Annotated in this window: 22 protein-coding genes and 9 tRNA genes; 7 read left to right on the forward strand and 24 right to left on the reverse strand. The window is 66.1% G+C overall.

The genetic code is table 11. The features are described from left to right. Positions 1-41: 41 nt before the first annotated feature. Genes dnaQ through OD750_RS22780 form a run of 3 tightly spaced genes read right to left on the reverse strand, consistent with a single transcriptional unit; the run spans position 42 to position 1,944 of the window. Positions 42-770 carry a DNA polymerase III subunit epsilon gene (gene dnaQ, locus OD750_RS22770; protein WP_263544376.1) on the reverse strand — a complete coding sequence of 243 codons (729 nt, stop codon included), beginning with the start codon at positions 768-770 and terminating at the stop codon, positions 42-44. Continuing rightward, a complete protein-coding gene (rnhA, locus tag OD750_RS22775; RefSeq protein WP_263544377.1) occupies positions 770-1,237 on the reverse strand; it encodes a ribonuclease HI in 468 nt (155 codons plus the stop codon). The genes dnaQ and rnhA overlap by 1 nt, the downstream gene beginning before the upstream one ends. Then, the gene (locus tag OD750_RS22780) at positions 1,234-1,944 is read right to left on the reverse strand and encodes a class I SAM-dependent methyltransferase (RefSeq protein ID WP_263544378.1); all 711 of its coding nucleotides are present in this window, start codon (positions 1,942-1,944) and stop codon (positions 1,234-1,236) included. Before OD750_RS22780 ends, rnhA begins: the two co-directional genes overlap by 4 nt. A 142-nt stretch (positions 1,945-2,086) precedes the next feature. Here OD750_RS22780 and gloB point away from each other — a divergent pair, with 142 nt between their 5' ends. From gloB to OD750_RS22795, 3 genes are all read left to right on the forward strand, one after another. Continuing rightward, a complete protein-coding gene (gloB, locus tag OD750_RS22785; RefSeq protein WP_263544379.1) occupies positions 2,087-2,869 on the forward strand; it encodes a hydroxyacylglutathione hydrolase in 783 nt (260 codons plus the stop codon). Continuing rightward, positions 2,863-4,281 carry a transglycosylase SLT domain-containing protein gene (locus OD750_RS22790; RefSeq protein WP_263544380.1) on the forward strand — a complete coding sequence of 473 codons (1,419 nt, stop codon included), beginning with the start codon at positions 2,863-2,865 and terminating at the stop codon, positions 4,279-4,281. Before gloB ends, OD750_RS22790 begins: the two co-directional genes overlap by 7 nt. Before the next feature lie 89 nt (positions 4,282-4,370). Further along, positions 4,371-5,153: an enoyl-ACP reductase FabI gene (locus OD750_RS22795; protein ID WP_263544381.1), complete on the forward strand. Its 783-nt coding sequence runs from the start codon at positions 4,371-4,373 to the stop codon at positions 5,151-5,153. A gap of 123 nt (positions 5,154-5,276) precedes the next feature. Here OD750_RS22795 and OD750_RS22800 read toward each other — a convergent pair whose 3' ends face one another. The 15 genes from OD750_RS22800 to OD750_RS22870 form a co-directional block, all read right to left on the reverse strand. Further along, a complete protein-coding gene (locus tag OD750_RS22800; RefSeq protein WP_263540565.1) occupies positions 5,277-7,190 on the reverse strand; it encodes a SurA N-terminal domain-containing protein in 1,914 nt (637 codons plus the stop codon). A 232-nt stretch (positions 7,191-7,422) separates the two neighbouring features. Continuing rightward, a tRNA-Asp gene (locus tag OD750_RS22805) sits at positions 7,423-7,499 on the reverse strand. A 7-nt stretch (positions 7,500-7,506) separates the two neighbouring features. Then, positions 7,507-7,581 (reverse strand) — tRNA-Val (locus OD750_RS22810). Between the two features lie 53 nt (positions 7,582-7,634). After that, the gene (locus tag OD750_RS22815; protein WP_263540566.1) at positions 7,635-7,907 is read right to left on the reverse strand and encodes an HU family DNA-binding protein; all 273 of its coding nucleotides are present in this window, start codon (positions 7,905-7,907) and stop codon (positions 7,635-7,637) included. A 367-nt stretch (positions 7,908-8,274) separates the two neighbouring features. Next, positions 8,275-10,743, reverse strand: a complete 2,469-nt coding sequence (gene lon / locus OD750_RS22820) for an endopeptidase La (RefSeq protein WP_263540567.1) — start codon at positions 10,741-10,743, stop codon at positions 8,275-8,277. Positions 10,744-10,903: 160 nt separating this feature from the next. Beyond that, entirely contained in the window at positions 10,904-12,187 is a 1,284-nt protein-coding gene (gene clpX, locus OD750_RS22825) for an ATP-dependent Clp protease ATP-binding subunit ClpX (RefSeq protein ID WP_272842124.1), read from the reverse strand. Between the two features lie 126 nt (positions 12,188-12,313). Then, a complete protein-coding gene (gene clpP / locus OD750_RS22830) occupies positions 12,314-12,940 on the reverse strand; it encodes an ATP-dependent Clp endopeptidase proteolytic subunit ClpP (RefSeq protein WP_263540569.1) in 627 nt (208 codons plus the stop codon). A gap of 129 nt (positions 12,941-13,069) precedes the next feature. Then, on the reverse strand, positions 13,070-14,368 hold the full coding sequence (tig, locus tag OD750_RS22835) for a trigger factor (RefSeq protein ID WP_263540570.1): 1,299 nt from the start codon (positions 14,366-14,368) through the stop codon (positions 13,070-13,072). A gap of 68 nt (positions 14,369-14,436) precedes the next feature. Further along, positions 14,437-14,521, reverse strand: a tRNA-Leu gene (locus tag OD750_RS22840). Positions 14,522-14,593: 72 nt separating this feature from the next. Then, positions 14,594-14,669: transfer RNA gene (locus tag OD750_RS22845), tRNA-Lys, on the reverse strand. 10 nt (positions 14,670-14,679) lie between these two features. After that, positions 14,680-14,756, reverse strand: a tRNA-His gene (locus tag OD750_RS22850). Between the two features lie 19 nt (positions 14,757-14,775). Then, a tRNA-Arg gene (locus tag OD750_RS22855) sits at positions 14,776-14,852 on the reverse strand. Between the two features lie 18 nt (positions 14,853-14,870). After that, positions 14,871-14,947 (reverse strand) — tRNA-Pro (locus OD750_RS22860). 194 nt (positions 14,948-15,141) lie between these two features. Further along, a tRNA-Arg gene (locus OD750_RS22865) sits at positions 15,142-15,218 on the reverse strand. A 216-nt stretch (positions 15,219-15,434) separates the two neighbouring features. Next, the gene (locus tag OD750_RS22870; protein ID WP_263540571.1) at positions 15,435-15,911 is read right to left on the reverse strand and encodes an SRPBCC family protein; all 477 of its coding nucleotides are present in this window, start codon (positions 15,909-15,911) and stop codon (positions 15,435-15,437) included. A gap of 87 nt (positions 15,912-15,998) precedes the next feature. Here OD750_RS22870 and OD750_RS22875 point away from each other — a divergent pair, with 87 nt between their 5' ends. After that, complete coding sequence (locus OD750_RS22875) at positions 15,999-16,331, forward strand: SMR family transporter (protein WP_263540572.1); 333 nt, start codon at positions 15,999-16,001, stop codon at positions 16,329-16,331. A gap of 88 nt (positions 16,332-16,419) precedes the next feature. Beyond that, entirely contained in the window at positions 16,420-16,929 is a 510-nt protein-coding gene (locus tag OD750_RS22880) for a DUF1993 domain-containing protein (protein ID WP_263540573.1), read from the forward strand. Positions 16,930-17,247: 318 nt separating this feature from the next. On the opposite strand, the gene OD750_RS22885 is transcribed toward OD750_RS22880, so the two are convergent. The 6 genes from OD750_RS22885 to OD750_RS22910 all read right to left on the reverse strand — a co-directional run bounded on the left by OD750_RS22885 (position 17,248) and on the right by OD750_RS22910 (position 23,041). After that, positions 17,248-17,340, reverse strand: a tRNA-Ser gene (locus OD750_RS22885). A 97-nt stretch (positions 17,341-17,437) separates the two neighbouring features. Beyond that, complete coding sequence (gene csrA, locus OD750_RS22890; protein ID WP_263540574.1) at positions 17,438-17,638, reverse strand: carbon storage regulator CsrA; 201 nt, start codon at positions 17,636-17,638, stop codon at positions 17,438-17,440. A 466-nt stretch (positions 17,639-18,104) separates the two neighbouring features. Continuing rightward, the gene (gene alaS, locus OD750_RS22895; protein ID WP_263540575.1) at positions 18,105-20,738 is read right to left on the reverse strand and encodes an alanine--tRNA ligase; all 2,634 of its coding nucleotides are present in this window, start codon (positions 20,736-20,738) and stop codon (positions 18,105-18,107) included. Positions 20,739-20,812: 74 nt separating this feature from the next. Next, positions 20,813-21,319 (reverse strand): regulatory protein RecX, encoded by a 507-nt coding sequence (locus OD750_RS22900; RefSeq protein ID WP_263540576.1) that lies wholly within the window; start codon positions 21,317-21,319, stop codon positions 20,813-20,815. 17 nt (positions 21,320-21,336) lie between these two features. Next, positions 21,337-22,377 (reverse strand): recombinase RecA, encoded by a 1,041-nt coding sequence (gene recA / locus OD750_RS22905; RefSeq protein ID WP_263540577.1) that lies wholly within the window; start codon positions 22,375-22,377, stop codon positions 21,337-21,339. Positions 22,378-22,531: 154 nt separating this feature from the next. Beyond that, positions 22,532-23,041 (reverse strand): CinA family protein, encoded by a 510-nt coding sequence (locus OD750_RS22910; protein ID WP_263540578.1) that lies wholly within the window; start codon positions 23,039-23,041, stop codon positions 22,532-22,534. A 149-nt stretch (positions 23,042-23,190) separates the two neighbouring features. Here OD750_RS22910 and OD750_RS22915 point away from each other — a divergent pair, with 149 nt between their 5' ends. Together OD750_RS22915 and OD750_RS22920 are read left to right on the forward strand one after the other, a co-directional pair. Then, positions 23,191-23,853 (forward strand): DUF5329 domain-containing protein, encoded by a 663-nt coding sequence (locus OD750_RS22915; protein ID WP_263540579.1) that lies wholly within the window; start codon positions 23,191-23,193, stop codon positions 23,851-23,853. Between the two features lie 102 nt (positions 23,854-23,955). Continuing rightward, a complete protein-coding gene (locus OD750_RS22920) occupies positions 23,956-24,780 on the forward strand; it encodes a hypothetical protein (protein WP_263540580.1) in 825 nt (274 codons plus the stop codon). Positions 24,781-24,783: the final 3 nt, after the last annotated feature.

Raw genomic sequence — 24,783 nt, forward strand, 5'->3', positions numbered from 1 at the left:
GATGCAACCGGCTTGACGATCGACGCGCCGGCCGCGCGCGACTACGCCGCGTCGCTGCGCGGTTCGAGCCGGCGCCACACCGCGGCGCCCTTGCTCGCCTTGTCGATCGCGGCGATGCGCGCGTCGTGCGCGGCGAGTTCGTCGGCATTCGCGCAGCGAACGGCCAGCGCCGGGCGCTGCGCCGGACGCAGGCCGACGACGTCGCTGCGCGTCTCGACCGCGACCGGCTCGGACGCGAAGTCGAGCGCGCCCTGCCCGGCCGTCATCGCGAGATAGACGTCGGCGAGGATCTGCGCGTCGAGCAGCGCGCCGTGCAGCTCGCGATGGCTGTTGTCGATGTCCAGGCGCTTGCACAGCGCGTCGAGGCTGTTGCGCTGGCCGGGGAACATCTCGCGCGCCAGCGCGAGCGTGTCGAGCACGGTCACGTAGTCGGTGATGCGGCCGTACTGCGGCCCCAGCCGCGCGAGCTCGGCGTTCAGAAAGCCGAGATCGAATGCGGCATTGTGGATAATGAGTTCCGCGCCGCGGACGAATTCGATGAACTCGTCGACGACGTCGGCGAAGCGCGGCTTGTCGGCCAGGAACTCCGCGCTGATGCCGTGCACCGCCTGCGCGCCGGCGTCGATCTCGCGATCGGGATTGAGATAGCGATGAAACTGCCCGCCGCTGACGCGGCGCGACAGCAGTTCGACGCAGCCGAGTTCGATCAGGCGGTGGCCGCGCACGGCGTCCAGGCCGGTGGTTTCGGTGTCGAGGATGATCTGCCGCACTATGCGTTTCCTGTCTGGGTTACACCGGTCTGCGTGGCGGCCGCGATGCGGGCCGCTTCGTCGACGCGTTCGTTGTCTTCGTGACCGGAGTGGCCGCGCGTCCAGAACCATTCCACCTGATGCGGCGCGGTCGCCCGGATCAGCCGTTCCCACAGGTCCTGGTTCTTGACCGGTTTCTTGTCCGACGTGCGCCAGCCGTTCGCCTGCCAGCGCGCGACCCATTGCTGGATGCCCTGCTTGACGTACTGCGAATCGGTGGTGATGCGCACGAGGCACGGCCGCGTCAGCGCCTCGAGCGCGGCGATCGCGCCCATGAGCTCCATGCGGTTGTTCGTCGTGTCGGCGTCGGCGCCGGAAATCAGTTTTTCGATTTTTCCGTAACGCAGCAGCGCCGCCCAGCCGCCGGGACCGGGATTGCCCAGGCACGCGCCGTCGGTGAATACGTCGACCGTCTGCCGCTCGCTCATGCGGACGTTCTTTGCGTGCCCGACGCGAGCGCGCCGACGGCGCGCGCGCGCTGCGCGGCCTTGCGCGCGATCAACGTCGGCCCGAGCGAGCGCTTGCGCGCGAGCAGCAACCAGCTCGGCCGCAGCGGCGCCAGCGCCTTCTTCACGAGCGGCGGCGGCACGCGACCGCTCGCGTCCACACGCGGCCACAAAGGGCCCAGACGCCGGCACGCGTAGGTGTCGACGCCGGCGTCGGCGAGCGCTTCGCGCCAGATCCAGGCGGGATCGGACTTGAGCGCCGCGGCGCCGCGAAACTGCTGCCAGGCGATCCACGGCCGCCATGCGCCGAACGGCTGGAAGCCGAGCACCATGAGGATGCCGCCGGGTTCCACGACGCGTGCGATTTCGCTGCGGAACGCCTCGGGCTCGGCGACCGCCTCGGCCGCGTGCTGCGCCAGCACGAGGCGGAAGCTCGCATCGACGAACGGCAGGCTCGACGGCTCGCAGTCGACGTCGCCGGCCAGCCGCGACGGCGCCGCGACGTGCAACCGAACGAGCCCGCCGAGCATCGGAGCCGAAGGCGCTTCCGGGGCCGCGGCGTGCGCGCGCACGACGAGCCCCTGGCGGCCGAAGACGCCGGCGAGTTCCGGCGCGAGCGAACGCAGCTCGTCGCCGAGCAGGCGCCGCACGGCGTCGGCGGCAAACAGATTGGGAGCATTGTTCGACATGCGCGAACCGGCTGCGGTGATCTTGCGATTTTGCGCCAAAACCCCGGCGCTTGTCCGCGCCGGCCGTTCGTTAAGTCCGGTTAACGACGGTCGGCGAGCCGGTCAGTATAGTCCCGCTCCGCTCCCCAGCCGGTGCCGCGCCGTGCGACTGATCCCCGTACCCGCGTTCGACGACAATTATCTGTGGCTCGCCGTCGACGGCGACGGCGCCGCCGTGGCCGTCGATCCGGGCGCCGCCGAACCCGTGCTGGCCGCGCTCGACGCCCATGCGCTGACGCTGCGCGCGATCCTCGTGACGCATCACCACAACGACCACATCGGCGGCGTCGCCGACATCGTCGCGCGCCATCGCGTACCGGTGTACGCACCCGACGACGAGCGCATCGCGCTCGCGACCGCGCGCGTACACGACGGCGACCGGGTCGGCATCGACGGCTTCGCCGCGTCGTTCGACGTCATCGCGACGCCGGGCCATACGCGCAGCCACGTTTCGTACGTCGGCGACGGCGCGCTGTTCTGCGGCGATACGCTGTTCAGCGTGGGCTGCGGCCGTCTGTTCGAAGGCACGCCGGGTCAGATGCTCGCCTCGCTCGAACGCCTCGCGGCGCTGCCGCCGGAAACGGCCGTGTGCTGCGCGCACGAATACACGCTGTCCAACTGCGCGTACGCCGACACGATCGAACCGGGCAATGCCGCGCTGAGGCAGCGCATCGCCAATGTGCGCACGCTGCGGGCGCAGGTGCGGCCAAGCCTGCCGAGCACGCTGGCGCTGGAAGCCGCAACGAATCCGTTTCTGCGCGTCGACGCACCCGACGTCGTCGACTGGGGCATGCGCACGCACGGCATCGCAGCCGCCGACCGCGTCGCGCGATTCGCGGCGCTGCGCAGCGGCAAGGATCAGTTCCGGACGCCGGCGTCATGGTAGGCCGCCGTCACGCGAGATGTGCACGCACCGCGCTCGCCGGCACTCTGGCGCTGCTGCTCGGCGCCTGCGCGAGCACGCCGCCGCGCGATCGCGCGGCCGACGCGACGCCGTCGCTGCCGATCGATCTCGCGCCCACGCCGCACGAGGCCGTCCAGATTCCGCTCGCGCCGGTGCCCGATCTCGCACCGCCGGCGGCCATCGCGGCGCCCGTCGCGTCGCCGTGGGATCGCCTGCGCACGCGCTTTGCGATGCCGGGCTGCGAATACAGCCCGCAGGTGCAGCGCTGGGCGCGTACGTACACGCAAGGCCCCGACCGCTTCGCCGCGACGCTCAAGCGCTCGCTGCCGTTTCTGCTGCTCGTGCTCGACGAGCTCGAGCGCAAGGACCTGCCTGGCGAGTTCGCGCTGCTGCCGTACCTTGAAAGCCACTACGAACCCGTACCGAGCCGCGGCAACGCGCCCGCCGGCATGTGGCAGATCATGCCCGACACCGCGCGCCACCTCGGCATTCCCGTGTCCGCCGGTTACGACGGCCGCCTCGATGCCTGGGAGTCGAGCACCGCGGCCGTCGGCATGCTCAAGCGCTACCAGGACGAATTCGGCGACTGGCGCCTCGTCAACATGGCGTTCAACGCCGGCGAGTACCGCGTCAAACAGCTGCTGCGCCAGACGCGCGGCGCGCTGAGCCCTGCCGATCTCGCCAAGCTCAAGCTGTCGCCGATCACGCACGAGCATCTGGCCAAGCTGCTCGCGCTCGGCTGCGTCATCGACGATCCGGCGCGCTTCGGCGTCACGCTGCCCGAGCCCGACGCGAACGACTACCTCGAGCGCGTGCCGCTGACCGCGCCGCTCGACATCCGCGTCGCCGCGCGCCTCGCCGACGTGCCGGAAGAAACGGTCAAACGCTACAACGCGGGCCACCGCCAGACGCGCATGGCCAGCGACGCACCGCTGCACCTGATGCTGCCGCGCACCGCGGTGGCGCTGTTTCGCGAACGCTACGCGCAGCTCGCGCCGTCGCAGTGGAGCACCTGGGAAGCGGTGAAGCTGCGCGAACGGCGCGGCGTCTCCGATCTCGCCGGCAGCGCCGCGGTGCCGATCGACCTCGTCGGCGCCGCGAACGGCGTCGCCAACGATCGCGAGTTTTCGGCCGGCGCGACGGTGTTCCTGCCGTCAGCGCTCGGCCGCTCGATCGGCACGCCGCCGCCGGTGCCGATCATGCCGGGCGCCGTCGAGAAGACGTCCGACGCGGCTGCGACGACCATCACCGTCAAGAGCGGCGACAGCCTGTGGTCGCTGTCCAAGCGCCACAGCGTCAGCATCGCCGAGCTCAAGCGGCTGAACGGCCTCACCGACAAGTCGCCGCTCAAGCCGGGGCAGCGCCTGAAGCTGCGCTCGACGGGCGTGCAATAGCGCCGCCGAAACGAACGTGCGTTGGGATGCGTCGCCGGACGAATCGCTAGACTCCCGCCTTTGCTGGGGTTTCCACCGGAGGTTTTGCAATGGGATTTCTGCACGGCAAACGCGCGCTGATCGTCGGCATCGCCAGTCAACGGTCGATCGCCTGGGGCATCGCGAACGCGATGCATCGCGAAGGCGCGCAGCTCGCGTTCACCTATCAGAACGAACGGCTGCGCGACCGCGTCGACGAAGCCGCCGCGACGTTCGGCAGCAATATCGTGCTGCCGTGCGACGTCGCCGACGACGAGCAGATCGACAACCTGTTCGTCGACCTCGCCAGGCACTGGGACGGCTTCGACGTACTCGTCCACTCGGTCGGCTTCGCGCCGCGCGAGGCGCTGCAGGGCGGCTTTCTCGACGGACTCACGCGCGAGAACTTCGCGATCGCGCACGATATCTCGAGCTACAGCCTCGCCGCGCTCGCCAAGGCCGGCCGGCCGATGATGCAGGGCCGCGGCGGTTCGGTGCTGACGCTGAGCTATCTCGGCGCCGAGCGCGCGCTGACGAGCTACAACGTCATGGGTCTTGCCAAGGCGAGCCTCGAAGCGTGCGTGCGCTATCTCGCGTTCAACCTCGGTCCGGAAGGCACGCGCGTCAACGCGATTTCGGCCGGCCCGATCAAGACGCTGGCGGCGGCCGGCATCGCCAACTTCCGCAAGATGCTCGATCACGTCGAAGAACACGCGCCGCTGCGCCGCAGCGTGACGATCGACGAAGTCGGCAACGTCGCCGCGTTCCTGTGCTCCGATCTCGCCTCGGGCGTCACCGGCGAAATCACCTACGTCGACGCGGGTTACAACACGCTCGGCATGACCGGCATCTGACGCAAGGCTGCGATCGCTGCCGGGAAACCCCGCGAGCGATCGCTTTTTTCTCGTCGCCGACAAAGAAAAACCCCGCGGCAAGCGTCGCTCGCCGCGGGGTTTTCGTGTTCGCATCGACCGGGCTTACTGACTCGTCAGGCGCTCGTCGGCGATTTCGACGCGGATTTCCTGGCGCATCGATTCAAGGAACTGCAGCACGCCGGACAGACCCGCCTCGTTCTGCAGTTGCGAGAGCACCGCGGTGCGGCCCGCCTCGTCGACCTTCGACACGTCGCCCTCGTGCACCGCGTCGACCGCGACGAGCGCGTACGCACCGTCGGCCAGCGCGACCGAGGCGTACGCCGGCTTGCCTTCGGCCGGACGCGGCAGCTTGAACGCGGCCGTGACGAGCGCCGAATCGAGGTTTGCCGCACGGCGGCCGGTGCCCTTCGATTCGCTCGCCTTGAGCTTGAGTTCGGTCGCGATCGCATCGAGCGTCTCGCCCTTGTTCAGACGATCGAGCAGCGCGTCGGCCTGCTCCTTCGCCTGCTTGGCAAGGCTTTCGGCGACGAGCTTCGCGCGAATTTCCTCGCGCACGCTGTCGAGCGGCCGGGCTTCCGACGGCTTGTGCTCGGCGAGACGGATCAGCACCTTCTTGTCGCCGCCGATGTCGATCGCGTCGGAATTGGCGCCTTCGACGCGCACCGAGTCGGAGAACGCGGCCTTGAGCACGTCCGGGTTCGCGGCGATGCCGGCGCCGCCCTGGCGAGAGAACAGTTCGGTCTTCTTGACCGTCGAACCGATCGCCTTCGCGGCGGGTTCGAGCGACGTCAGATCGGACTGCGCGGCGTCGATCGCCTTGCCGGTTTCTTCGCTGACGCGGCGCTCGCGCTCGGATTCGAGCAGGTCCTTGCCGAGTTCTTCCTTGACCTCGTCGAACGACTTTTCCTTCTGCTCGCGCACGTCGCGCAGCTCGACCAGGTGGTAGCCTTCGCCGGAAAGTATAGGATCGGAAATATCGCCTTTTTTCAGCGAGAACAGCACCTGTTCGAACGCGGGATCGGTCACGCCCTTTTCGAGCCAGCCGAGATCGCCGCCCTGCGCCTTGGAGCCGAGGTCTTCCGAATTCTGCTTGGCGACGTCGGCGAACGCCTTGCCGCCCTTGATCTGCGCCGCGAGCTCCTGCGCCTTGGCCAGCGCCTTCTTCTGCGCGTCGGCGTCCGAACCCTTAGCCTGCACGAGAATGTGCGAGGCCAGACGCTGTTCCGGCGTGACGAACCGCGCTTTTTCCTTCTCGTAGCGCGCACGCAGCGTCGCTTCGTCCGGCGCGACGTCGAGCTTGAGCGCCGCGCCGTCGATCTCGACGTAGTCGAGCGACACGAGTTCGGGCGTCATGTACTGCGCGCTGTTCTGCTTGTAGTACGTCTCGATCGCGGCGTCTTCGATCTTGACGCTCTCGGCCGCCGGCTTGGCCAGCGTCAGCTGGCGCAGGTCGCGCGTCTGGTCGCGCAGCTTGATGAACGCGTCGATGTCGCGCGGCGTCACCGTGCCGAGCGAATTGAGCTGGATCGGCAACACGCGCCAGGCCATGTCGCGGCGCGTTTCGGATTCGTACTGGTCGGCCGTCTTGCGGATCGCGATGAGGAGCGACTTGTACACCGCGGGGTCGAACTTGCCGTCGGTCTGGAACTGCGGCACCGCGGCGATCGTGTCGCGCAGCTGCTTGTCCGTGACGTTGATGCCGTACTTCTCGTTCGCGACCACCCAGAGTTCTTCGTCGATCATCTGACGCAGAATCGCGCGCTTCGTCTCGGGCCGCTCGAAGATCGACACGTCGCCCTGGCCGCCCATGCGGCTAAGCATGTTCTGACGTTCGCGATTGAGACGCTCGGTGAACGCCTCCTGCGTGATCTCGTTCTTGCCCACCTTCGCAAGCCAGGTCTGGTTCTGCGCCTGGAAATACGATTCGATGCCGAAGAACGAGAACACGAAGATCAGCGCGCCGAGCACGATCTTCGCGATCAATCCGGACGTCTTTTCTCGCAATGCTTGCAGCATGATGCTTGCCTGAACTCGAAACGTGGACCCGCAGCGCGATCAATCGTTCGCTGCACCCGGCGCCGGCGTGAGACTGCGTCACCACGAACGGGACGCCTACGCGGCGCGCTGTAACCGCAATACTTCGGAACGCCTGCACGACGTTCCCTCACCACAAAAAACAAGGGCGCCTACGCGGGCGCTCCATTACCACAAAAAACAAGGGCGCCTACGCGGGCGCCCTTGGAAAAACTGGCGGAGTGGACGGGACTCGAACCCGCGACCCTCGGCGTGACAGGCCGATATTCTAACCGACTGAACTACCACTCCACGGCGTTGGTGGGTGCTGAGGGTTTCGAACCCCCGACCCTCGCCTTGTAAGGGCGACGCTCTACCGCTGAGCTAAGCACCCCTTGCTGAGCATCCCTGCCGGATACTCGGAAGGAACGTCTCAGCGCGAGCCGATTAGTTTAGGGCATCCTTCAGGGCTTTGCCAGCCTTGAACGACGGGTTCTTGGAGGCCTTGATCTTGATCGTCTGGCCGGTGCGCGGATTGCGGCCCGTGCGCGCGGCGCGCTTGCGCACGGCGAAGGTGCCGAAGCCGACGAGCGAAACGGTGTCGCCCTTCTTCAGCGCTTTCTTGATCACCTCGACCACGGCTTCGACGGCCTTGGCAGCATCGACCTTGGTCAGCTCGGCGGCATCGGCAACCGCACCCACGAATTCTGCTTTATTCATTTATTAATCCCTCTCGGAAACTGCGACCCGCAACGCGCGTTCTTCGGCGAAACGACTCTGTCCCTGGAACACCGGGTTCCACCGGGAAAGCGCGCTTCGCGAACCCCGTGATCGCCCGGACCTGTGCAGTCACTCGGACCACGTCGCAGCCTTTATACCAGCGGCCTTTGGGCCACGCAATATAAGGCGTGGCGCGCTTTTCCGGGGATTTACACGTTGTGACGGAGCTGTCCGAATGCGGCGCCGAACCTTGACACCACGCTGCAAACTTGCATCAAAAAAGCGCCGCATCGCTGCGGCGCTTTTCGTATTTTCGACGGTTTGCAGGGCTTGCGGCGCCGAGGCTGCCCCGCGCCGCAGACGCCGGTCAGTGCGGCCGGGCCGGCGACGGATCGGGCTTCTCGTCGCGCTTGACCTCGCCGGCGGCAACCGGCTCGTCTTCCTTGCGCGCGGGGCCTAGCGGCCGTTCGAGCGCGATGTCGAGCACCTCGTCGATCCAGCGCACGGCGTGTATTTCGAGCGAAGAAGTGACATTTTTCGGAATGTCCACAAGATCTTTCTTGTTTTCTTCCGGGATGATCACCGTCGTGATGCCGCCGCGATGCGCCGCGAGCAGTTTTTCCTTGAGACCGCCGATCGGCAGCACGCGGCCGCGCAACGTGATTTCGCCGGTCATGGCGACGTCCGAACGCACCGGCACCTTCGTCAGCGCCGACACCAGCGCCGTGCACATGGCGATGCCCGCGCTCGGGCCGTCCTTGGGCGTCGCGCCTTCCGGCACGTGCACGTGTATGTCGAACTTCTGGTGGAACTCAGGATCGACGCCGAGGCGATCGGCCCGCGCGCGCACGACCGACAGCGCGGCGTGGATCGACTCCTGCATCACGTCGCCGAGCTGGCCGGTGTGAATCAGCTTGCCCTTGCCCGGCACCACCGTGCCTTCGATCGACAGCAGATCGCCGCCGACCTGCGTCCAGGCGAGCCCGGTCACGAGGCCGACTTCGTTCTGCTGCTCGGCGCGCCCGAAAGTGAACTTCTGCACGCCCAGATACTGGTCGAGGTTCTCGGCGTTCACGACGGCCGGCGCCGGCTTGCGCTTGGCCGCCTTGGCCTTCGCCGGCGCCTTCTCGCTCTCCTTCAACGAGAGCTCCTTGACGACCTTGCGGCAGACCTTCGAGATTTCGCGCTCGAGATTGCGCACGCCCGATTCGCGCGTGTAGTAGCGGATCATGTCGCGCACGGCCGATTCGTCGACCGAGACTTCCTCGGGTTTCAGGCCGTTCGCCTTGATCTGCTTGGGCAGCAGATAGCGCTCGGCGATGTTGATCTTTTCTTCCTCGGTGTAACCCGGGATGCGGATCACTTCCATGCGATCGAGCAGCGGCGCCGGAATGTTCAGCGAGTTCGCCGTCGCGATCCACATCACCTCGGACAGGTCGAAGTCGACTTCGAGGTAGTGGTCGTTGAACGCCGAATTCTGCTCCGGATCGAGCACTTCGAGCAGCGCCGACGACGGATCGCCGCGGAAGTCCATCGACATCTTGTCGATCTCGTCGAGCACGAACAGCGGATTGCGCGTGCCGGCCTTGGTCATGTTCTGGATGATGCGGCCCGGCATCGAACCGATGTACGTGCGGCGATGGCCGCGAATCTCGGCTTCGTCGCGCACGCCGCCGAGCGACATGCGCACGAACTTGCGGTTCGTCGCCTTCGCGATCGACTGGCCGAGCGACGTCTTGCCCACGCCCGGCGGCCCGACGAGGCACAGGATCGGCCCCTTCATCTTGTTCACGCGCTGCTGCACGGCAAGGTATTCGAGGATGCGTTCCTTCACCTTCTCGAGGCCGAAGTGGTCGGCGTCGAGCACGTCCTGCGCACCCTTGAGGTCCTTGCGCACCTTCGTGCGCTTCTTCCACGGCGCGCCGACCAGCACGTCGATGTAGTTGCGCACGACGGTCGCCTCGGCGGACATCGGCGACATCTGCTTGAGCTTGTTCAGTTCGGTGCGCGCCTTGGTCTCGACCGGCTTGGGCATGCCCGCGTCGGCGATCTTGCGCGCGAGGTCTTCCAGCTCGTTCGGCGCGTCTTCGAGATCGCCGAGCTCCTTCTGGATCGCCTTCATCTGTTCGTTGAGGTAGTACTCGCGCTGGCTCTTCTCCATCTGCGACTTGACGCGGCCGCGGATGCGCTTTTCGATCTGCTGCACGTCGATTTCGCCGTCGACGAAGCCCATCAGCGCCTCGAAGCGGTCGCCGACGTCGGTCGTTTCGAGCAGGCGCTGCTTGTCGGCGAGACGGATGGACAGGTGCGCGGCGACGGTGTCGGCCAGGCGGCTCGGATCGTCGATGCCGGCAAGCGTCGTCAGGAGCTCCGGCGGCACCTTGCGGTTGAGCTTGACGAACTGCTCGAAGGTCTGCACGAGCGAGCGCGACACGACCTCGATTTCACGCTCGGTGCGCGTATACGCGGCATCCAGCTGGCGCACGTGGCCGACCATCACCTCGTCGCGTTCGCCGAACTTGATGATTTCGGCGCGCGCGGCGCCCTCGACCAGCACCTTGATCGTGCCGTCGGGCAGTTTGAGCAGTTGCAGCACCGAGGCGACCGTGCCGACCGAATACAGGTCGGCGTCGCGCGGGTCGTCCACGTCCGGGCTGCGCTGGGCGACGAGCAGGATCTGCTTGTCGCCTTCCATCGCCACGTCGAGCGCGCGTATCGATTTCTCGCGGCCCACGAACAACGGAATGACCATGTGCGGGTAGACCACGACGTCGCGCAGCGGCAGTACCGGCAATGCGGCGATGTCGGCGACGGAGGGCTTGTCGGATTTTTCCATGAAGCGGCTTCCTGGCTACGGCCCTGCGCGGGCCGAGGGAGTGTAGGCAGCCTGAAGTCAGGCCATGGCAACGTCAAGTGCGGCCGAGGTGAACGAATGCAAGAGACGTGCGCGTCCCGGTCGGGACGCACACGCCGTTGTCTTCAGACGCGCAGGAGAGTTACTCGGCGGCGCCGGCGGCGCGCGATTGCAGATTGCCGCGGTAGATCAGATACGGCTCGGCCTGGCCGTTGATGACGGCCTCGTCGACGACGACCTTGCTGACGTGCTCGAGCGACGGCAGCTCGTACATCGTGTCGAGCAGCACCTGCTCGAGGATCGTGCGCAGGCCGCGCGCGCCGGTTTTGCGCTTGAGCGCCTTGCGCGAAACCGCGGTGAGCGCTTCGGGGCGGAATTCGAGTTCCGCGCCTTCCATCTCGAACAGCTTCTTGAACTGCTTGACGATGGCGTTCTTCGGCTCGGTCAGGATCTTGACCAGCGCGGCTTCGTCGAGCTCCTCGAGCGTCGCGAACACAGGCAGGCGGCCGACGAACTCCGGAATCAGGCCGAACTTGACCAGGTCTTCCGGCTCGACGTCGGCGAGCACCTTGCCGACCGAATTCGTCGACTTCTTGCTGCGCACGTCGGCCGAGAAGCCGATGCCGGTCGATTCGCCGCGCTGCTGGATGATCTTTTCCAGGCCCGCGAACGCGCCGCCGCAGATGAAAAGGATGTTTTTCGTGTCGACCTGCAGGAATTCCTGCTGCGGATGCTTGCGACCGCCCTGCGGCGGCACCGACGCGACCGTGCCTTCGATCAGCTTGAGCAGCGCCTGCTGCACGCCTTCGCCGGATACGTCGCGGGTGATCGACGGGTTTTCGCTCTTGCGCGAAATCTTGTCGATTTCATCGATGTAGACGATGCCCGTCTGCGCCTTTTCGACGTCGTAGTCGCACTTCTGCAAGAGCTTCTGGATGATGTTCTCGACGTCTTCGCCGACGTAGCCGGCTTCGGTCAGCGTCGTCGCATCGGCGATCGTGAACGGCACGTTGAGAAGGCGCGCCAGCGTTTCGGCCAGCAGCGTCTTGCCCGAGCCGGTCGGACCGACCAGCAGGATGTTCGACTTGGCCAGTTCGACCTCGTCGCTCTTCTGCCGCGTTTCCAGGCGCTTGTAGTGGTTGTACACGGCGACCGCGAGCGTCTTTTTCGCGCGCGTCTGGCCGATCACGTACTGGTCGAGCACGTCCATGATCTCGCGCGGCTTGGGCAGGCGGCTGCGCGCGCTGGCGGCCTTTTCCTCAAGCTCTTCGCGGATGATGTCGTTGCACAGCTCTACGCACTCGTCGCAAATGAACACCGACGGACCGGCGATAAGCTTGCGGACCTCATGCTGACTCTTGCCGCAGAACGAACAGTAGAGAATCTTGCCACTGTCGCCCGAACGGCCTTGCCGGTCCTCAGTCATGCTGCTGTGCCTCAAAAACCCGGGATAACATATTCGTAATGGAGAATAGAACCCGCGACGCCCGCTGCGCAAGCAAACGGACGTGAACGGGTTCCTTGAATCGTGCGAAAGTACGCTGCGACGCGGTCAGCCCTTGATGCTCTCGACCGGACGCTTTTCCAGCACGGCGTCGATCAGGCCGTATTTCTGCGCGTCCACGGCGCTCATGAAATTGTCGCGATCGGTGTCGCGAGCGACGTTTTCGATCGGCTGGCCGGTGTGCTTGGCCATGATTTCGTTCAGGCGCTGGCGGATCGTCAGGATTTCGCGCGCGTGGATGTCGATATCCGACGCCTGGCCCGAGAAGCCGCCGAGCGGCTGGTGGATCATGACGCGCGAATTCGGCAGCGCGAAGCGCTTGCCCTTCGTGCCGGCGGTCAGGAGCAGCGCGCCCATGCTCGCGGCCTGGCCGATGCACATGGTGCTGACGTCGGGCTTCAGGAACTGCATGGTGTCGTAGATCGCCATGCCGGCCGTGACCGAGCCGCCCGGGCTGTTGATGTAAAGATTGATGTCCTTGTCCGGGTTTTCGGACTCGAGGAACAAGAGCTGCGCGACGACGACATTGGCCATGTAGTCGTCGACCGGACCGACCATGAACACGACGCGTTCCTTCAGGAGACGCGAGTAAATGTCGTAGGCGCGTTCGCCGCGGGAGGTCTGTTCGACCACCATCGGTACGAGGTTCAGATTGCGGATCGGTTCGTGCGGCATGACTGACTCCGAAGGGCGCCTTTGCCCCGGCCGGGGGCGAGATAACGGCCGGCTGCCGAGCTTAGCCCGCGCCTGTCCGGAAAGCGTAGCGGCGGGAGCGGCATCGAGCCGCTCTCGCCGCGCGATCGATCAGGCGACCGGCCGCATCACTTCGTTGAACGACAGGTTCTGCTCGGTGACCTTCGCGTTCGACGCGATCCACTCCGCGACCTGGTCTTCGATGACACGGCTCTGCAGCGCGCTCATCAACTGGGGATCGCGGTTGTACAGTTCAACCACCTGCTCCGGCTCCTCGTAGGTCGAGGCGATCGTGCTCAGCGTTTCGGCAACGCGGCGCGAATCGAGGCGCAGGTCGTTCTGGCGCGCGATCTCGCCGAGCAGCACGCCGGCGGCGACGCGGCGGCGGGCGATTTCGACGTAGGCTTCCGGCGCGATGTTGACGCTCTGGCCCTGCTGGCGGGCCTGCGCTTCGGCCTGACGCGCCAGCGCACCGGCTTCGCCGTCGACCATGCCGCGCGGCAGTTCGATGTCGGCGTAGGCGGCGACGAGCTTTTCGACGACTTCGTTCTTCAGACGCGCCAGCAGCGTGCCCTTGAGCTCGCGCTCGAGGTTCGCCTTGACGTCGGCGCGGAACTTGTCGAGGCCGCCGTCGCCGATGCCGAAGCTCGCGTAGAAGGTTTCGTCGAGCGGCGGCAGTTCCGGCGCCTGCACGCGCACGATCTTGAGCGCGACGTCGGCGGCCTGGCCGGCCAGCTTTTCGTTACGGAAATCGGCCGGGAACGTGACCTTGACCGTCTTCTCGTCGCCGGTCTTCATGCCGACGAGGTTGTCTTCGAGTTCCTTGAACAGCGCGCCCGACCCGATCACGGTGCCGACGCGGTCGACGCCTTCCTCGGGGAAGCGATAGCCGTCGGTCTGCGCGGAGTATTCGAACAGCGCCATGTCGCCGGCGGCCGCTTCGCGCTCGACCGGCTGCCAGGTGCGGCGCTGCTGGCGCAGCGTTTCGATCATGTGGTCGACGTCGGCGTCGGCGACCGAGGCCGTCGCGCGCGTGACGTTCAGCGCCGAGACGTCGATCTTGCCGATGTCCGGCATCACTTCGAACGTCGCGGTGTATTCGATCTCGCCGTTGCTCGGCACGCCGGTCGTATCGACCGACGGCGCCATCGCCGGACGCAGCTTCTGGCTGTCGAGCGCGTCGGACAGCGTCGCGCGGATGATCTCCGACAGCGCCTCGCCGCGAATCTGCGCGCCGAAGCGCTGCTCGATCACCTTGCTCGGCACCTTGCCCGGACGGAAGCCGTTCAGGCGGACGCTGCGGCCCATCTCGGCGATACGCGAACGCACCTGGGTGTCCAGCTGCTCGGCCGGAAACTTCACGGTGAGCTTGCGCTCGAGTTTGCTGACGTTTTCTACGGAAACTTGCATGCTTGCTCCTCGAACGGCGATAGACCACGCACCGGCCCTTACGGCGGCTACGCGGTCGAGAAATCGTCTGGTGCGAAAGGAGAGACTCGAACTCTCACGGGTTGCCCCACTGGAACCTAAATCCAGCGCGTCTACCAATTCCGCCACATTCGCCCGTAACCATGATCCTACCGAACCCGGTTTCGTCTGCTTTGCGGAAGGCCACGTGAGGTGAGGATCGAAGAGTGGTGGGCCGTCAGGGACTCGAACCCCGAACCTACGGATTAAGAGTCCGCTGCTCTACCAATTGAGCTAACGGCCCACACTGAAACTGGGGTGGAAGACGGGATTCGAACCCGCGACCCTCGGAATCACAATCCGATGCTCTAACCGGCTGAGCTACATCCACCACAAACTAACGATCGCATTGGCGCGCCCGACAGGACTCGAACCTGCAACCGTCGGCTTAGAAGGCCGATGCTCTATCCGGTTGAGCTACAGGCGCAGTCACTGGCTTGCACGCTGGTCGGGGTAGAGGGATTCGAACTCTCGACATCCAGCTCCCAAAGCTGGCGCTCTACCAGGCTGAGCTATACCCCGCTCGTTTCGGACCTCGACCACTCGCGGCATTCCCAAAGAACGGGGGATGTTACGAGTGCGCTCGGGGATCGTCAATCGGTGACCCGTCAATCCGACACGACACGCGGCAAAACAGCAGCAGACCCAACGCGATGCTAAGACCGTAAATCTCGCCACAACATCGGATGATGCAAAAAGCATCTGCTTCAAAAAAATGGCGCGCCCGGAAGGATTCGAACCTCCGACCACCAAGTTCGTAGCCTGGTACTCTATCCAACTGAGCTACGGGCGCGCACTGAACCTTGCTTCCTTGCCGCAACGATGCATCCGTTCTCGCATCGTCCGCCGTGGCGTTGCCGCCGCGACGAGAAGCGGAATTATTCGGATTTGGACCGGGGTCGTCAATACGTTTGGGACGGTTTCGTGAAATTTTTTTGTCAGACGCGGTCGACGCGGGCCGCCGACCGGCCACCGGCCGCTTCTTGTTTACAGGTTCACAAGTGAATTCTCACCGCCGCCCGGCCCGCTCCGCTTCGACCAGCGCCGCGAGTTTGCCGAGCGACATGCGCCAGCCCGCGTCGTTGTCGGCCGGCGAAACGCCGGGCGGCAGCCCGCGATGCTCGGCGTGCAGGTCGGTGCCGCCGCCGCGCGCGTCGGCGAGCGCGTAGACCACCGTCATCTCGCCGCGCATCGCCGGATCGTCCGTTTCGAATTCGAGCGTCTGGACGACGCGCTCGCCCGGCACGAGCGCGACGAAACGGCCGTGAAAGGTGTCGGTGTTCGCCTGCGTCTTGCCAGCGGCGTCAGCCGCGTCGTACGTCAGCGAGATGCAAATCACACCACCTTCGCGCGCGTCGAACGCGTGCACGGTGCTGGTCATGCCGTCGGGAACCATCCAGATCGCGACGGCGCGCGCGTCGACGAGCGCGCGATACACCGCCGTGCGGGGCGCGTCGACGTGCTGCGTGAGGCGGGTCGTGCGCATCGCCGCACGTTACCACGCGATGCGCGATGCAACGAACGCAAATCTACAATCGCGTCGTCGGCGGTTGCGCCGTGCGTGGAGACGACGATGAAGGCCTGGCTGTTTCTCGCGGTATCGATCGTCGCCGAAGTCGTCGGCACCGCGGCGCTCAAATCGAGCGAAGGATTCACTCGGCTGGCGCCCTCGGCGATCGTCATTGCCTGCTACGGCGTCGCGTTCTACTTCCTGTCGCTGACGCTGCGCTGGATACCGGTCGGCGTCGCCTATGCCGTGTGGTCCGGTGCCGGCATCGTGCTGATCGCGACGATCGGCTGGCTCTTTCTCGGACAGCGGCTCGATGCCGCGGCAATCGCCGGCATGGCGCTGATCGTGGCCGGCGTACTGGTGATCAACGTGTTTTCAAAAGCCGCGGGGCATTGAAATCGCCGGCTTCGGGCGCCACGCAACGGCATTGCGATCGCGAGCCGCGGTCGCTGCATTCTTTCCACAACCACCGTCAGGAACTCTCGTGACCGTATCCCTCTATACCGCCAGCGTCCCCGTGTTCGACCAGATGCTCGGCAGCCTCGGCGACCTGCTCGGCAAATCGCAGGCCCATGCCGCCGAGAAGAAAATCGAACCGGCGGCGTTACTGCAGGCACGACTGTTTCCGGACATGTTCGCGCTGACGCGCCAGGTGCAGATCGCCTGCGATTTCGCGCGCGGCGTCTCGGCACGCCTGGCCGGCGTCGACGTACCGAAGACCGAAGACAAGGAAACGTCGTTCGAAGAACTGCAGGCGCTGATCGCCCAGACCCGCGCGTTCATCGGCAGTCTTGCGCCGGCGCAGTTCGAAGGCGGCGAAGCCCGCGAGATCGTTACCCGCCCCGGCACGCCGAAGGAGAAGCGCTTCACCGGCAGCGCCTACCTGCTCACCTACGGGCTGCCGCAGTTCTTCTTTCACGTTACGACGGCGTATGCGTTGCTGCGCCACAACGGTGTGGAAATTGGGAAGAAGGATTACATGGGGTTGAAGTAGGCGGTATCGGATCGCTCGAAAAGCCGGAGCGTCGAGGATCCGCTTCGCTTCCGAAAGGACAACGAGGATTGACGCGTTTGAAAGCCGCGGTCCGGTCGCTCGACGCAACCTGAAACTCCGGGATTGTGAAGCCCATCCCTGGGCTTCACCCGGCGTGCGGAGCACGCCGGGCCGGCCATTCGGCCGTCCGGATTCGTTCCCGACGAATCCGTCGAACCGTTCGTTCGTGCCGAACGAACGGTTCTCCACCCTCTCTGCGCCACTGCTGCAGCCGAAAACAAAAAAGGACCCGACGGGTCCTTTTTTGGGCTGCAGCAGTGGCGGAGAGAGAGGGATTCGAACCCTCGATAGAGCTTTTGACCCTATACTCCCTTAGCAGGGGAGCCCCTTCGGCCTCTCGGGCATCTCTCCGGGTATCTGGCTTGCGCGGCCGTCGCGCGTTGAAGCGGGGGCGGCGTCGGCAAGGCGCGGAAGAATAGCGGCTCGCCGACGATCGGTAAAGCCCGAATCAGGATTCCGTGCCCGACGAACCGGCGCCGGGTTCCTGCTCGCGCTTGATGCGCTGGTAGATTTCTTCGCGATGGACTGCCACATCTTTCGGCGCGTTGATGCCGATACGCACTTGGTTGCCCTTTACGCCAAGTACGGTGACCGTTACTTCGTCTCCGATCATCAGGGTCTCTCCGACCCGGCGAGTCAGAATCAGCATCTTCTTCTCCTTTCGCCTCTGTCCCGGCCTACATCCTGGCAGCCGCTTCAGCGGATGCTAACTTTCGGACCTTCGGACAGCTTCGCACGGCTGGTCTCGCGGCCCTCCCCTGTTTTCTTTTTTGTATCGTGCAATCGCGTCGCACGACATCATGTCCACCGGTGTAATCGCAGGTGTCGGGTCGACATGAGCACCCGATACTAACGGAGCACTCCGGGTCACGCAATTGAAGCCGCGCATGACTTTCGGCAGGGCGAAGCCCCTGTCCGCGGGCTTCCGTACCGATAAGTACGGAACGATTCGGCACCGCATCCGAAATCGCGCCGAAAAGTATCGAAATCGTCATGTTCCGGCAGACAGCTCGCGACGCGCTCGTCCCGCGAACGTCCGCCGCCATCGAAAGACGCGCCCGGGACGAGCGACCGGACGCGCAGCCGCGACGCATCGCGGCTGCGATGTCCACCGGTCAATGCAGCTGCTGCTCGACCCAGCCGCGCACGCCCGCGAGAATGCGCGGGAACTCCGGCGTGTCTTCGCCGCCGCCCTGCGCCATGTCCGGACGTCCGCCGCCCTTGCCGCCGATCTGCCTGGCGATGTAGCCGACGAGGTCTCCAGCTTTCACCTTGCCCTGCGCCGCGCCCTGTACGCCGGCGACGAGCGCGATCTTGCCCTCGGCGCCCGATGCGAGCAGGACGATGCAGTCGGCGAGCTTCGCCTTGATCTGGTCCACGCCTTCGCGCAGTCCCTTCGCGTCGAGTCCGTCGATGCGCGCGGCGACGAGCTTGACGCCGCCGACATCGTCGGCCGTGCCGGCCAGCTCCGCCGTCGCGGCGCCGGCCGCCTTCGCCTTGTACGACTCGAGTTCGCGTTCGAGCTTTTTGTACTTGTCGAACAGTTGACGCAGCTTGTCGGTCACTTCGCCGCCGCTCGCCGACAACAGGCCGGCCACTTCGCCCAGCCGCTGCTCTTCGTCGCGCACGAACGCGAGCGCACCGGCGCCGGTCGTCGCTTCGATACGGCGGATGCCGGCGGCGACGCCGCCTTCGGACAGAATCTTGAACAGGCCGATGTCGCCCGTGCGCGACACGTGCGTGCCGCCGCACAGTTCGGTCGAGAACTCGCCGAACTTCAGAACGCGCACGTGCTCGCCGTATTTCTCGCCGAACAGCGCCATCGCGCCGAAGTCGATCGCGTCCTTGTACGCCATGTTGCGCACGTCGGCCGCGGCGTTGCGACGAACCTCGGCATTGACCATGTCCTCGATCGTGCGCAATTCGTCCGCCGTCATCGGCTGGAAATGCGAGAAGTCGAAGCGCAGGCGGTCGGGCGCGACGAGCGAGCCCTTCTGCGTGACGTGCTCGCCGAGCACCTTGCGCAGCGCCGCGTGCAAGAGGTGCGTCGCCGAGTGATTGAGCACGGTCGCCTGACGGCGCGCCGCGTCGACCGCGCCCTGCATCGTCGCGCCGACGCGCAGCGTCGGGCCGTTCCAGCGCCCCACGTGCGAATGGAACGCGCCCGCGAGCTTGATCGTGTCGCGCACCGTGAACGTGCCGCCGTTCGCGCGCAGCACGCCGGTATCGCCGACCTGGCCGCCGGACTCGGCGTAGAATGGCGTGCGATCGAAAATCAGGCCCGCCTCCTCGCCGTCGCCGAGTTCGTCGACGAGGCGCGATCCGCGCACGATGCCGACGAGCTTGAGATCGTCCGCCACGAGCGAGTCGTAGCCGAGAAAAGCGGTCGCCGGCAGCTGCTGGATCGCCTCGGCCGACAGCATCGCCTTCGTTTCGAACTGGCTCGCGCCGCGCGCGTCTTCCTGCTGCTTGCGCATCGCGCGGTCGTAGCCGTCCATGTCGACGGTGAGGCCGCGTTCGCGGGCGATGTCGGCGGTGAGGTCGACCGGGAAGCCGTACGTGTCGTACAGGCGGAACGCGTCGGCACCGGGAATCGTCGCCGTGCTCTTCGCCGCCACTTCCTCGAACAGCTTCATGCCCTTGCCGAGCGTTTCGCCGAAGCGCTCTTCTTCGGTCGCGAGCGCGCGCTCGACGAGCTCGCGCTTGGCGACGAGCTCGGGATACGCATCGCCCATCACGGCGATCAGCGCGGCGACCATCTTGTGGAAGAACGCGCCGCGCACGCCGAGGATGTAGCCGTGGCGCAGCGCGCGCCGAATGATGCGGCGCAGGACGTAGCCGCGGCCTTCGTTCGACGGCAGCACGCCGTCGACGACGAGGAAGCTGCACGCCCGGATATGGTCGGCGATCACGCGCAGCGACTTGTTTTCGAGGTCGCTCGTGTTCGTCAGCGCGCCGGCCGCGCGAATCAGGTGCTGGAACAGGTCGATCTCGTAGTTCGAATGCACGTGCTGCAGCACGGCCGAGACGCGCTCAAGGCCCATGCCCGTGTCGACGCACGGCGCGGGCAGCGGCGTCAGCGTGCCGTCGGCCGCGCGGTCGAACTGCATGAATACATTGTTCCAGATTTCAATAAAGCGATCGCCGTCTTCGTCCGGCGATCCCGGCGGGCCGCCCGGAATGTGCGCGCCGTGGTCGTAGAAGATTTCCGTACAGGGACCGCACGGGCCGGTGTCGGCCATCTGCCAGAAATTGTCCGACGCGTACGGCGCGCCCTTGTTGTCGCCGATGCGGATGATGCGGTCGGCCGGCAACCCCACCTCGCGATGCCAGATGTCGAACGCTTCGTCGTCGGTGTGGTAGATCGTGACGAGCAGGCGGTCCTTCGGCAGTCCCCACACGCCGGTCAGCAGTTCCCACGCGTAGGTGATCGCGTCGCGCTTGAAATAGTCGCCGAAGCTGAAATTGCCGAGCATCTCGAAGAACGTGTGGTGGCGCGCGGTGTAGCCCACCTGGTCGAGATCGTTGTGCTTGCCGCCCGCGCGCACGCAGCGCTGCGACGACACGGCGCGCGTGTAGCTGCGCTTCTCCGAGCCGAGAAACACGTCCTTGAACTGGACCATGCCGGCGTTGGTGAACAAGAGCGTCGGGTCGTTGCCCGGCACGAGCGAGCTCGAAGGCACGATTTCGTGGCCCTTGCTCTTGAAGAAGTCCAGAAAACTCTGGCGGATTTCGGCGCTGGTCTTCATAAGTCGTCACATCGGTGCGAAAACGGCGGACACGCCGACGCGACGACGAACTGCGGCCGATCCGATCGGAAAGCTCAATCGAAATCGTCGGCGGAGTCGTCCACGTCTGCGGCGTGGGTAATGGCTCTTACTGTGGCGGCATCAAAGCCGCGGCGCAAGAGGAAGGCGGCTCTGCGCGCCGTTTCCTGGCGGTCGGCCGCGGGTTTGGCGCCGTAGCGGCGCTGGTATTGGCGGCGCGCGGAACCGGTCCAGTCGGCATCGACCTCGTCGAGCGCGGCGCGGCAGGCGTCGTCGTCGAGGCCGTGCGTGCGCAGTTCGGCAAGGATGCGCCGGGGTCCGTGCCCCTGCATGTAGCGCGTCCGCGCGAGGCTGCCGGCGAAGCGCTCGTCGTTCTGGAACGACAGTTCCTGCAGCCGGTCGAGCGCCGCGCCGGTTTCGTCCGACTCGTAGCCCTGCCGGTCGAGCTTGCGCTTCAGTTCCTTCGCCGACTGCTCGCGGCGCGCGAGCAGGCCCAGCGCCTTGTTGAAGGCGCTGGGCTGCGGTTTTTTCGGTGAGTCGTCGTCGTCGGAACGGCGTCGCATGGCCGTGTCCTACGCGATCACGCCTCTTCTTCGGCTTCGACGACCTTCGCCGGGCCCGGCTTGCGCTCGGGAATCAGCTTCGCGCGCAGCTGTTCTTCGAGCAGCGCCGCGGTCTGGCGGTGTTCCTTGAGGAAATTGCGCGCATTGTCCTTGCCCTGGCCGATGCGCTCGCCGTTGTAGCTGTACCATGCGCCGGATTTTTCGACGAGCTTCGCGTCGACGCCCATGTCGATCAGCTCGCCCTCGCGGCTGATGCCCTCGCCGTACAGGATTTCGGTGAACACCTGTTTGAACGGCGGCGCCATCTTGTTCTTGACGACCTTGATCTTCGTCTCGTTGCCGATGATCTCGTCGCCCTTCTTGACCGAACCGATGCGACGGATGTCCAGGCGCACCGACGCGTAGAACTTGAGCGCGTTGCCGCCGGTCGTCGTTTCCGGATTCTGGCCCGGCATCATCATGCCGATCTTCATGCGCAGCTGGTTGATGAAGATCACGAGGCAGCCGGACTTCTTGATCGTGCCGGTGAGCTTGCGCAGCGCCTGGCTCATCAGGCGGGCCTGCAGGCCGACCTGCATCTCGCCCATTTCGCCTTCGATTTCGGCCTTCGGCGTCAACGCCGCGACCGAGTCGATCACGACCATGTCGACCGCGGACGAACGCACGAGCATGTCGGTGATTTCCAGCGCCTGCTCGCCCGTGTCGGGCTGTGACACCAGCAGATCGTCGACGTTGACGCCGAGTTTTTCGGCGTAGGTCGGATCGAGCGCGTGCTCGGCGTCGACGAACGCGGCGGTGCCGCCGGCGCGCTGGCAGCTCGCGATCGCCTGAAGGGTCAGCGTCGTCTTGCCGGACGATTCGGGCCCGTAGATTTCGACGACGCGCCCGCGCGGCAGGCCGCCGATGCCGAGCGCGATGTCAAGCGCGAAGGAACCGGTCGAAACCACGTCGACGGGCTCGTTGACGCGATCACCCATGCGCATCACGGTACCTTTGCCGAACTGCTTTTCGATCTGGCTCAGTGCCGAAACGAGCGCCTTGCGCTTGTTCTCATCCATTGTTGCATCCTCGTCTGTGTGCATAGCGCCGCGAAGTATCGCGTCCGCGATTCTCACGGATCGAGACGGATCGGCGGGAATCGGCGGAGTTCGCCGCGGGAACGAAACGAATTATTTCATAGCGGCCCTGGCGCCGCATGGGCGAATCGCCGCGTCAAACGCTCAGAATCTTCTGAATGCCGACGAGCGCGGCGGCAACGGTCTGGCGCCGCACCGCCTCGCGGTCGCCGTCAAAATGGAACATTTGCGCATGCGCGTAGCCGCCGCGCCGCTTCCAGCCTATCCACACGGTGCCGACCGGCTTGCCCGGCGTCGCTCCGCCGGGTCCGGCGATGCCGGTGACGGCGACCGCAACCGACGCACCATAGCGCGCCAGCGCGCCGGACACCATCTCGACGACGGTCTCCTGGCTCACCGCACCGGTGCGTTCGAGCGTATGCGGGTTGACGCCGAGCAGCGCCTCCTTCGCCTCGTAGCTGTAGGCGACGAGACCCGCCTCGAACCATGCCGAGCTGCCCGGAATGTCGGTCAGCACCTTGGCGATCCAGCCGCCGGTGCACGATTCGGCGGTCACCATCATCTGGCCGCGCTGCTGCAAGGTCTGCGCGACGATTTCGCCGAGACGCACGAGTTCCGCGTCGTCCGGCGCCAGGGGATTGTGCATTGCGTGTTCCATCGAACTCCCTTTCTAGCACGATATCGCGCAACAGTCTGCCGGCGGACATCGGCGCCGCCGCCGGAAAACCAAGAGGCTTGCGACCTTCGTCGCGGACGTGTTGACTGCACGCAGGTCCGATCGCGGAGACGTTCGATATGTGCAGGGTCTTGCGCGCGGCGTTCGCCGCGCTGGTCGGTTTCGCCGCGACGTCGCACGCGGCTGCACCGCCGCTCGCGTCGGAGGCGCGGCTGCCGCAGTCGATCACCGTCGCGCAGCGCTCGACCACGCCGCTCGCGGCGATGGGCCTGCCGCTCGCGCTGTCGATCGGCGACGTCACCGGCGGCGAAGTGCTCACGCGCGTCGCGACGACCGACGGCGTCGACGTGTTCGGCCCGCGCATCATGCGTGCCGGCGAGCGCGCATCATTCGACGCCGCCGGCCGCAAGCTCACGCTGACGCTGGTCGCGCTCGACAACGCGCTCGTCGGCGAGGACTACGCGACGTTCACGGTCGCCGCCGCGGCGGCGCTGTCGGAAACCGAGAAGATCGAACGCCTGCTCGGCGCGATCGAAGCGCTGCCGGATGCGCGCTTCGTGCGCAACGGCAACGACCATTCGCCGCAGGAAGCCGTCGCGCACCTCAGGCGCAAGTGGAAGGCGGCGGCGGGCCGTGCGGACGACGCGCGGCGCTTCGTCGACGAGCTCGCGTCCACGTCGTCGACGAGCGGCAAGCCGTACGAAATCCGCTACGCCGACGGCCGCACCGCGACGGTACGCGACTTTTTGCTCGGCGAACTGGCGCGGCTCGAACAGCGCTGAAGCGCGGGCGGCGCAGCGCCGGTGTCTGACCCGCATGTGAGAGGAACCGTTCGCTCGCGGCACCTCGAACGTATCGCCGCAACGCATGGACAGGGGACCGCCATGAATCATGCAACGCTGCTCGGCGCGATGCTGTCGCCCGCACTGCTCAACCATCCGGGGCCGGCGCAATCGCCGCCCGCGCCCGCCGTGCACGGCGACGCCGAATACGCGGTGCGCTGGCGGCCCGGCGGCGACATCGCGGCCGAACTTGCGGACACGATCGCGCGCCTGCGCCGCGACGACGCCGCGGCGGCGACGCTGCCGCCGGCGAAAAATTTCTCGATCGCGTACTACGACGTGGCGCCGGCCGCGTGGCCCGACGGCTACGCGGCGAGCCTGCGCGAACGCGTGGAGAAAAAGAACGGCAAGGAAGACGTCGAGCTGACGTACAAGGTGCGCGGCCCCGCGCCGCTGCCTTCGCCGTTTCCGACGGTGCCCGGCAGCGGCCTGGCGAATGTCGACCGGCAGGAGGAAACCGATGTCACGGTCGTCGCCGCGCGCGACCGGTCCGTGCGCAACGCATCGATCAGCTGTTCGATCAAACCGAAGAAGGTCGACATCGTGCCCGAGCCGTTCGCGACGATGTCGGGCAAGCGCCCGTGCACGATCGCGATGACGCGCTACAAGCTGCCGTGGAAAGCGGCGCGGCCGGACGACGAGACGAACGGCCGCGAAGACCTCAAGATCGAAACGTGGACGTTCGCGACGGCGAGCGGCGCGCACCGCGCGCTGATCGAGGTGTCCTGGAAGGGGACGACCGATCCGCGAGACGAGGACGCGTTCCGCGCCGCCGTGCAGCCGCTGATCGATCGCCTGCCGGACGGCGTGCCGCCGAGCAAGGAGCGCACGGCGGCGGAATGCGACGCCGACACGTGGACGCCGTGAGCA

Origin of the sequence: Tahibacter soli, from assembly GCF_025717065.2 — a bacterium.
GTDB classification, from domain to species: domain Bacteria; phylum Pseudomonadota; class Gammaproteobacteria; order Xanthomonadales; family Rhodanobacteraceae; genus Tahibacter; species Tahibacter soli.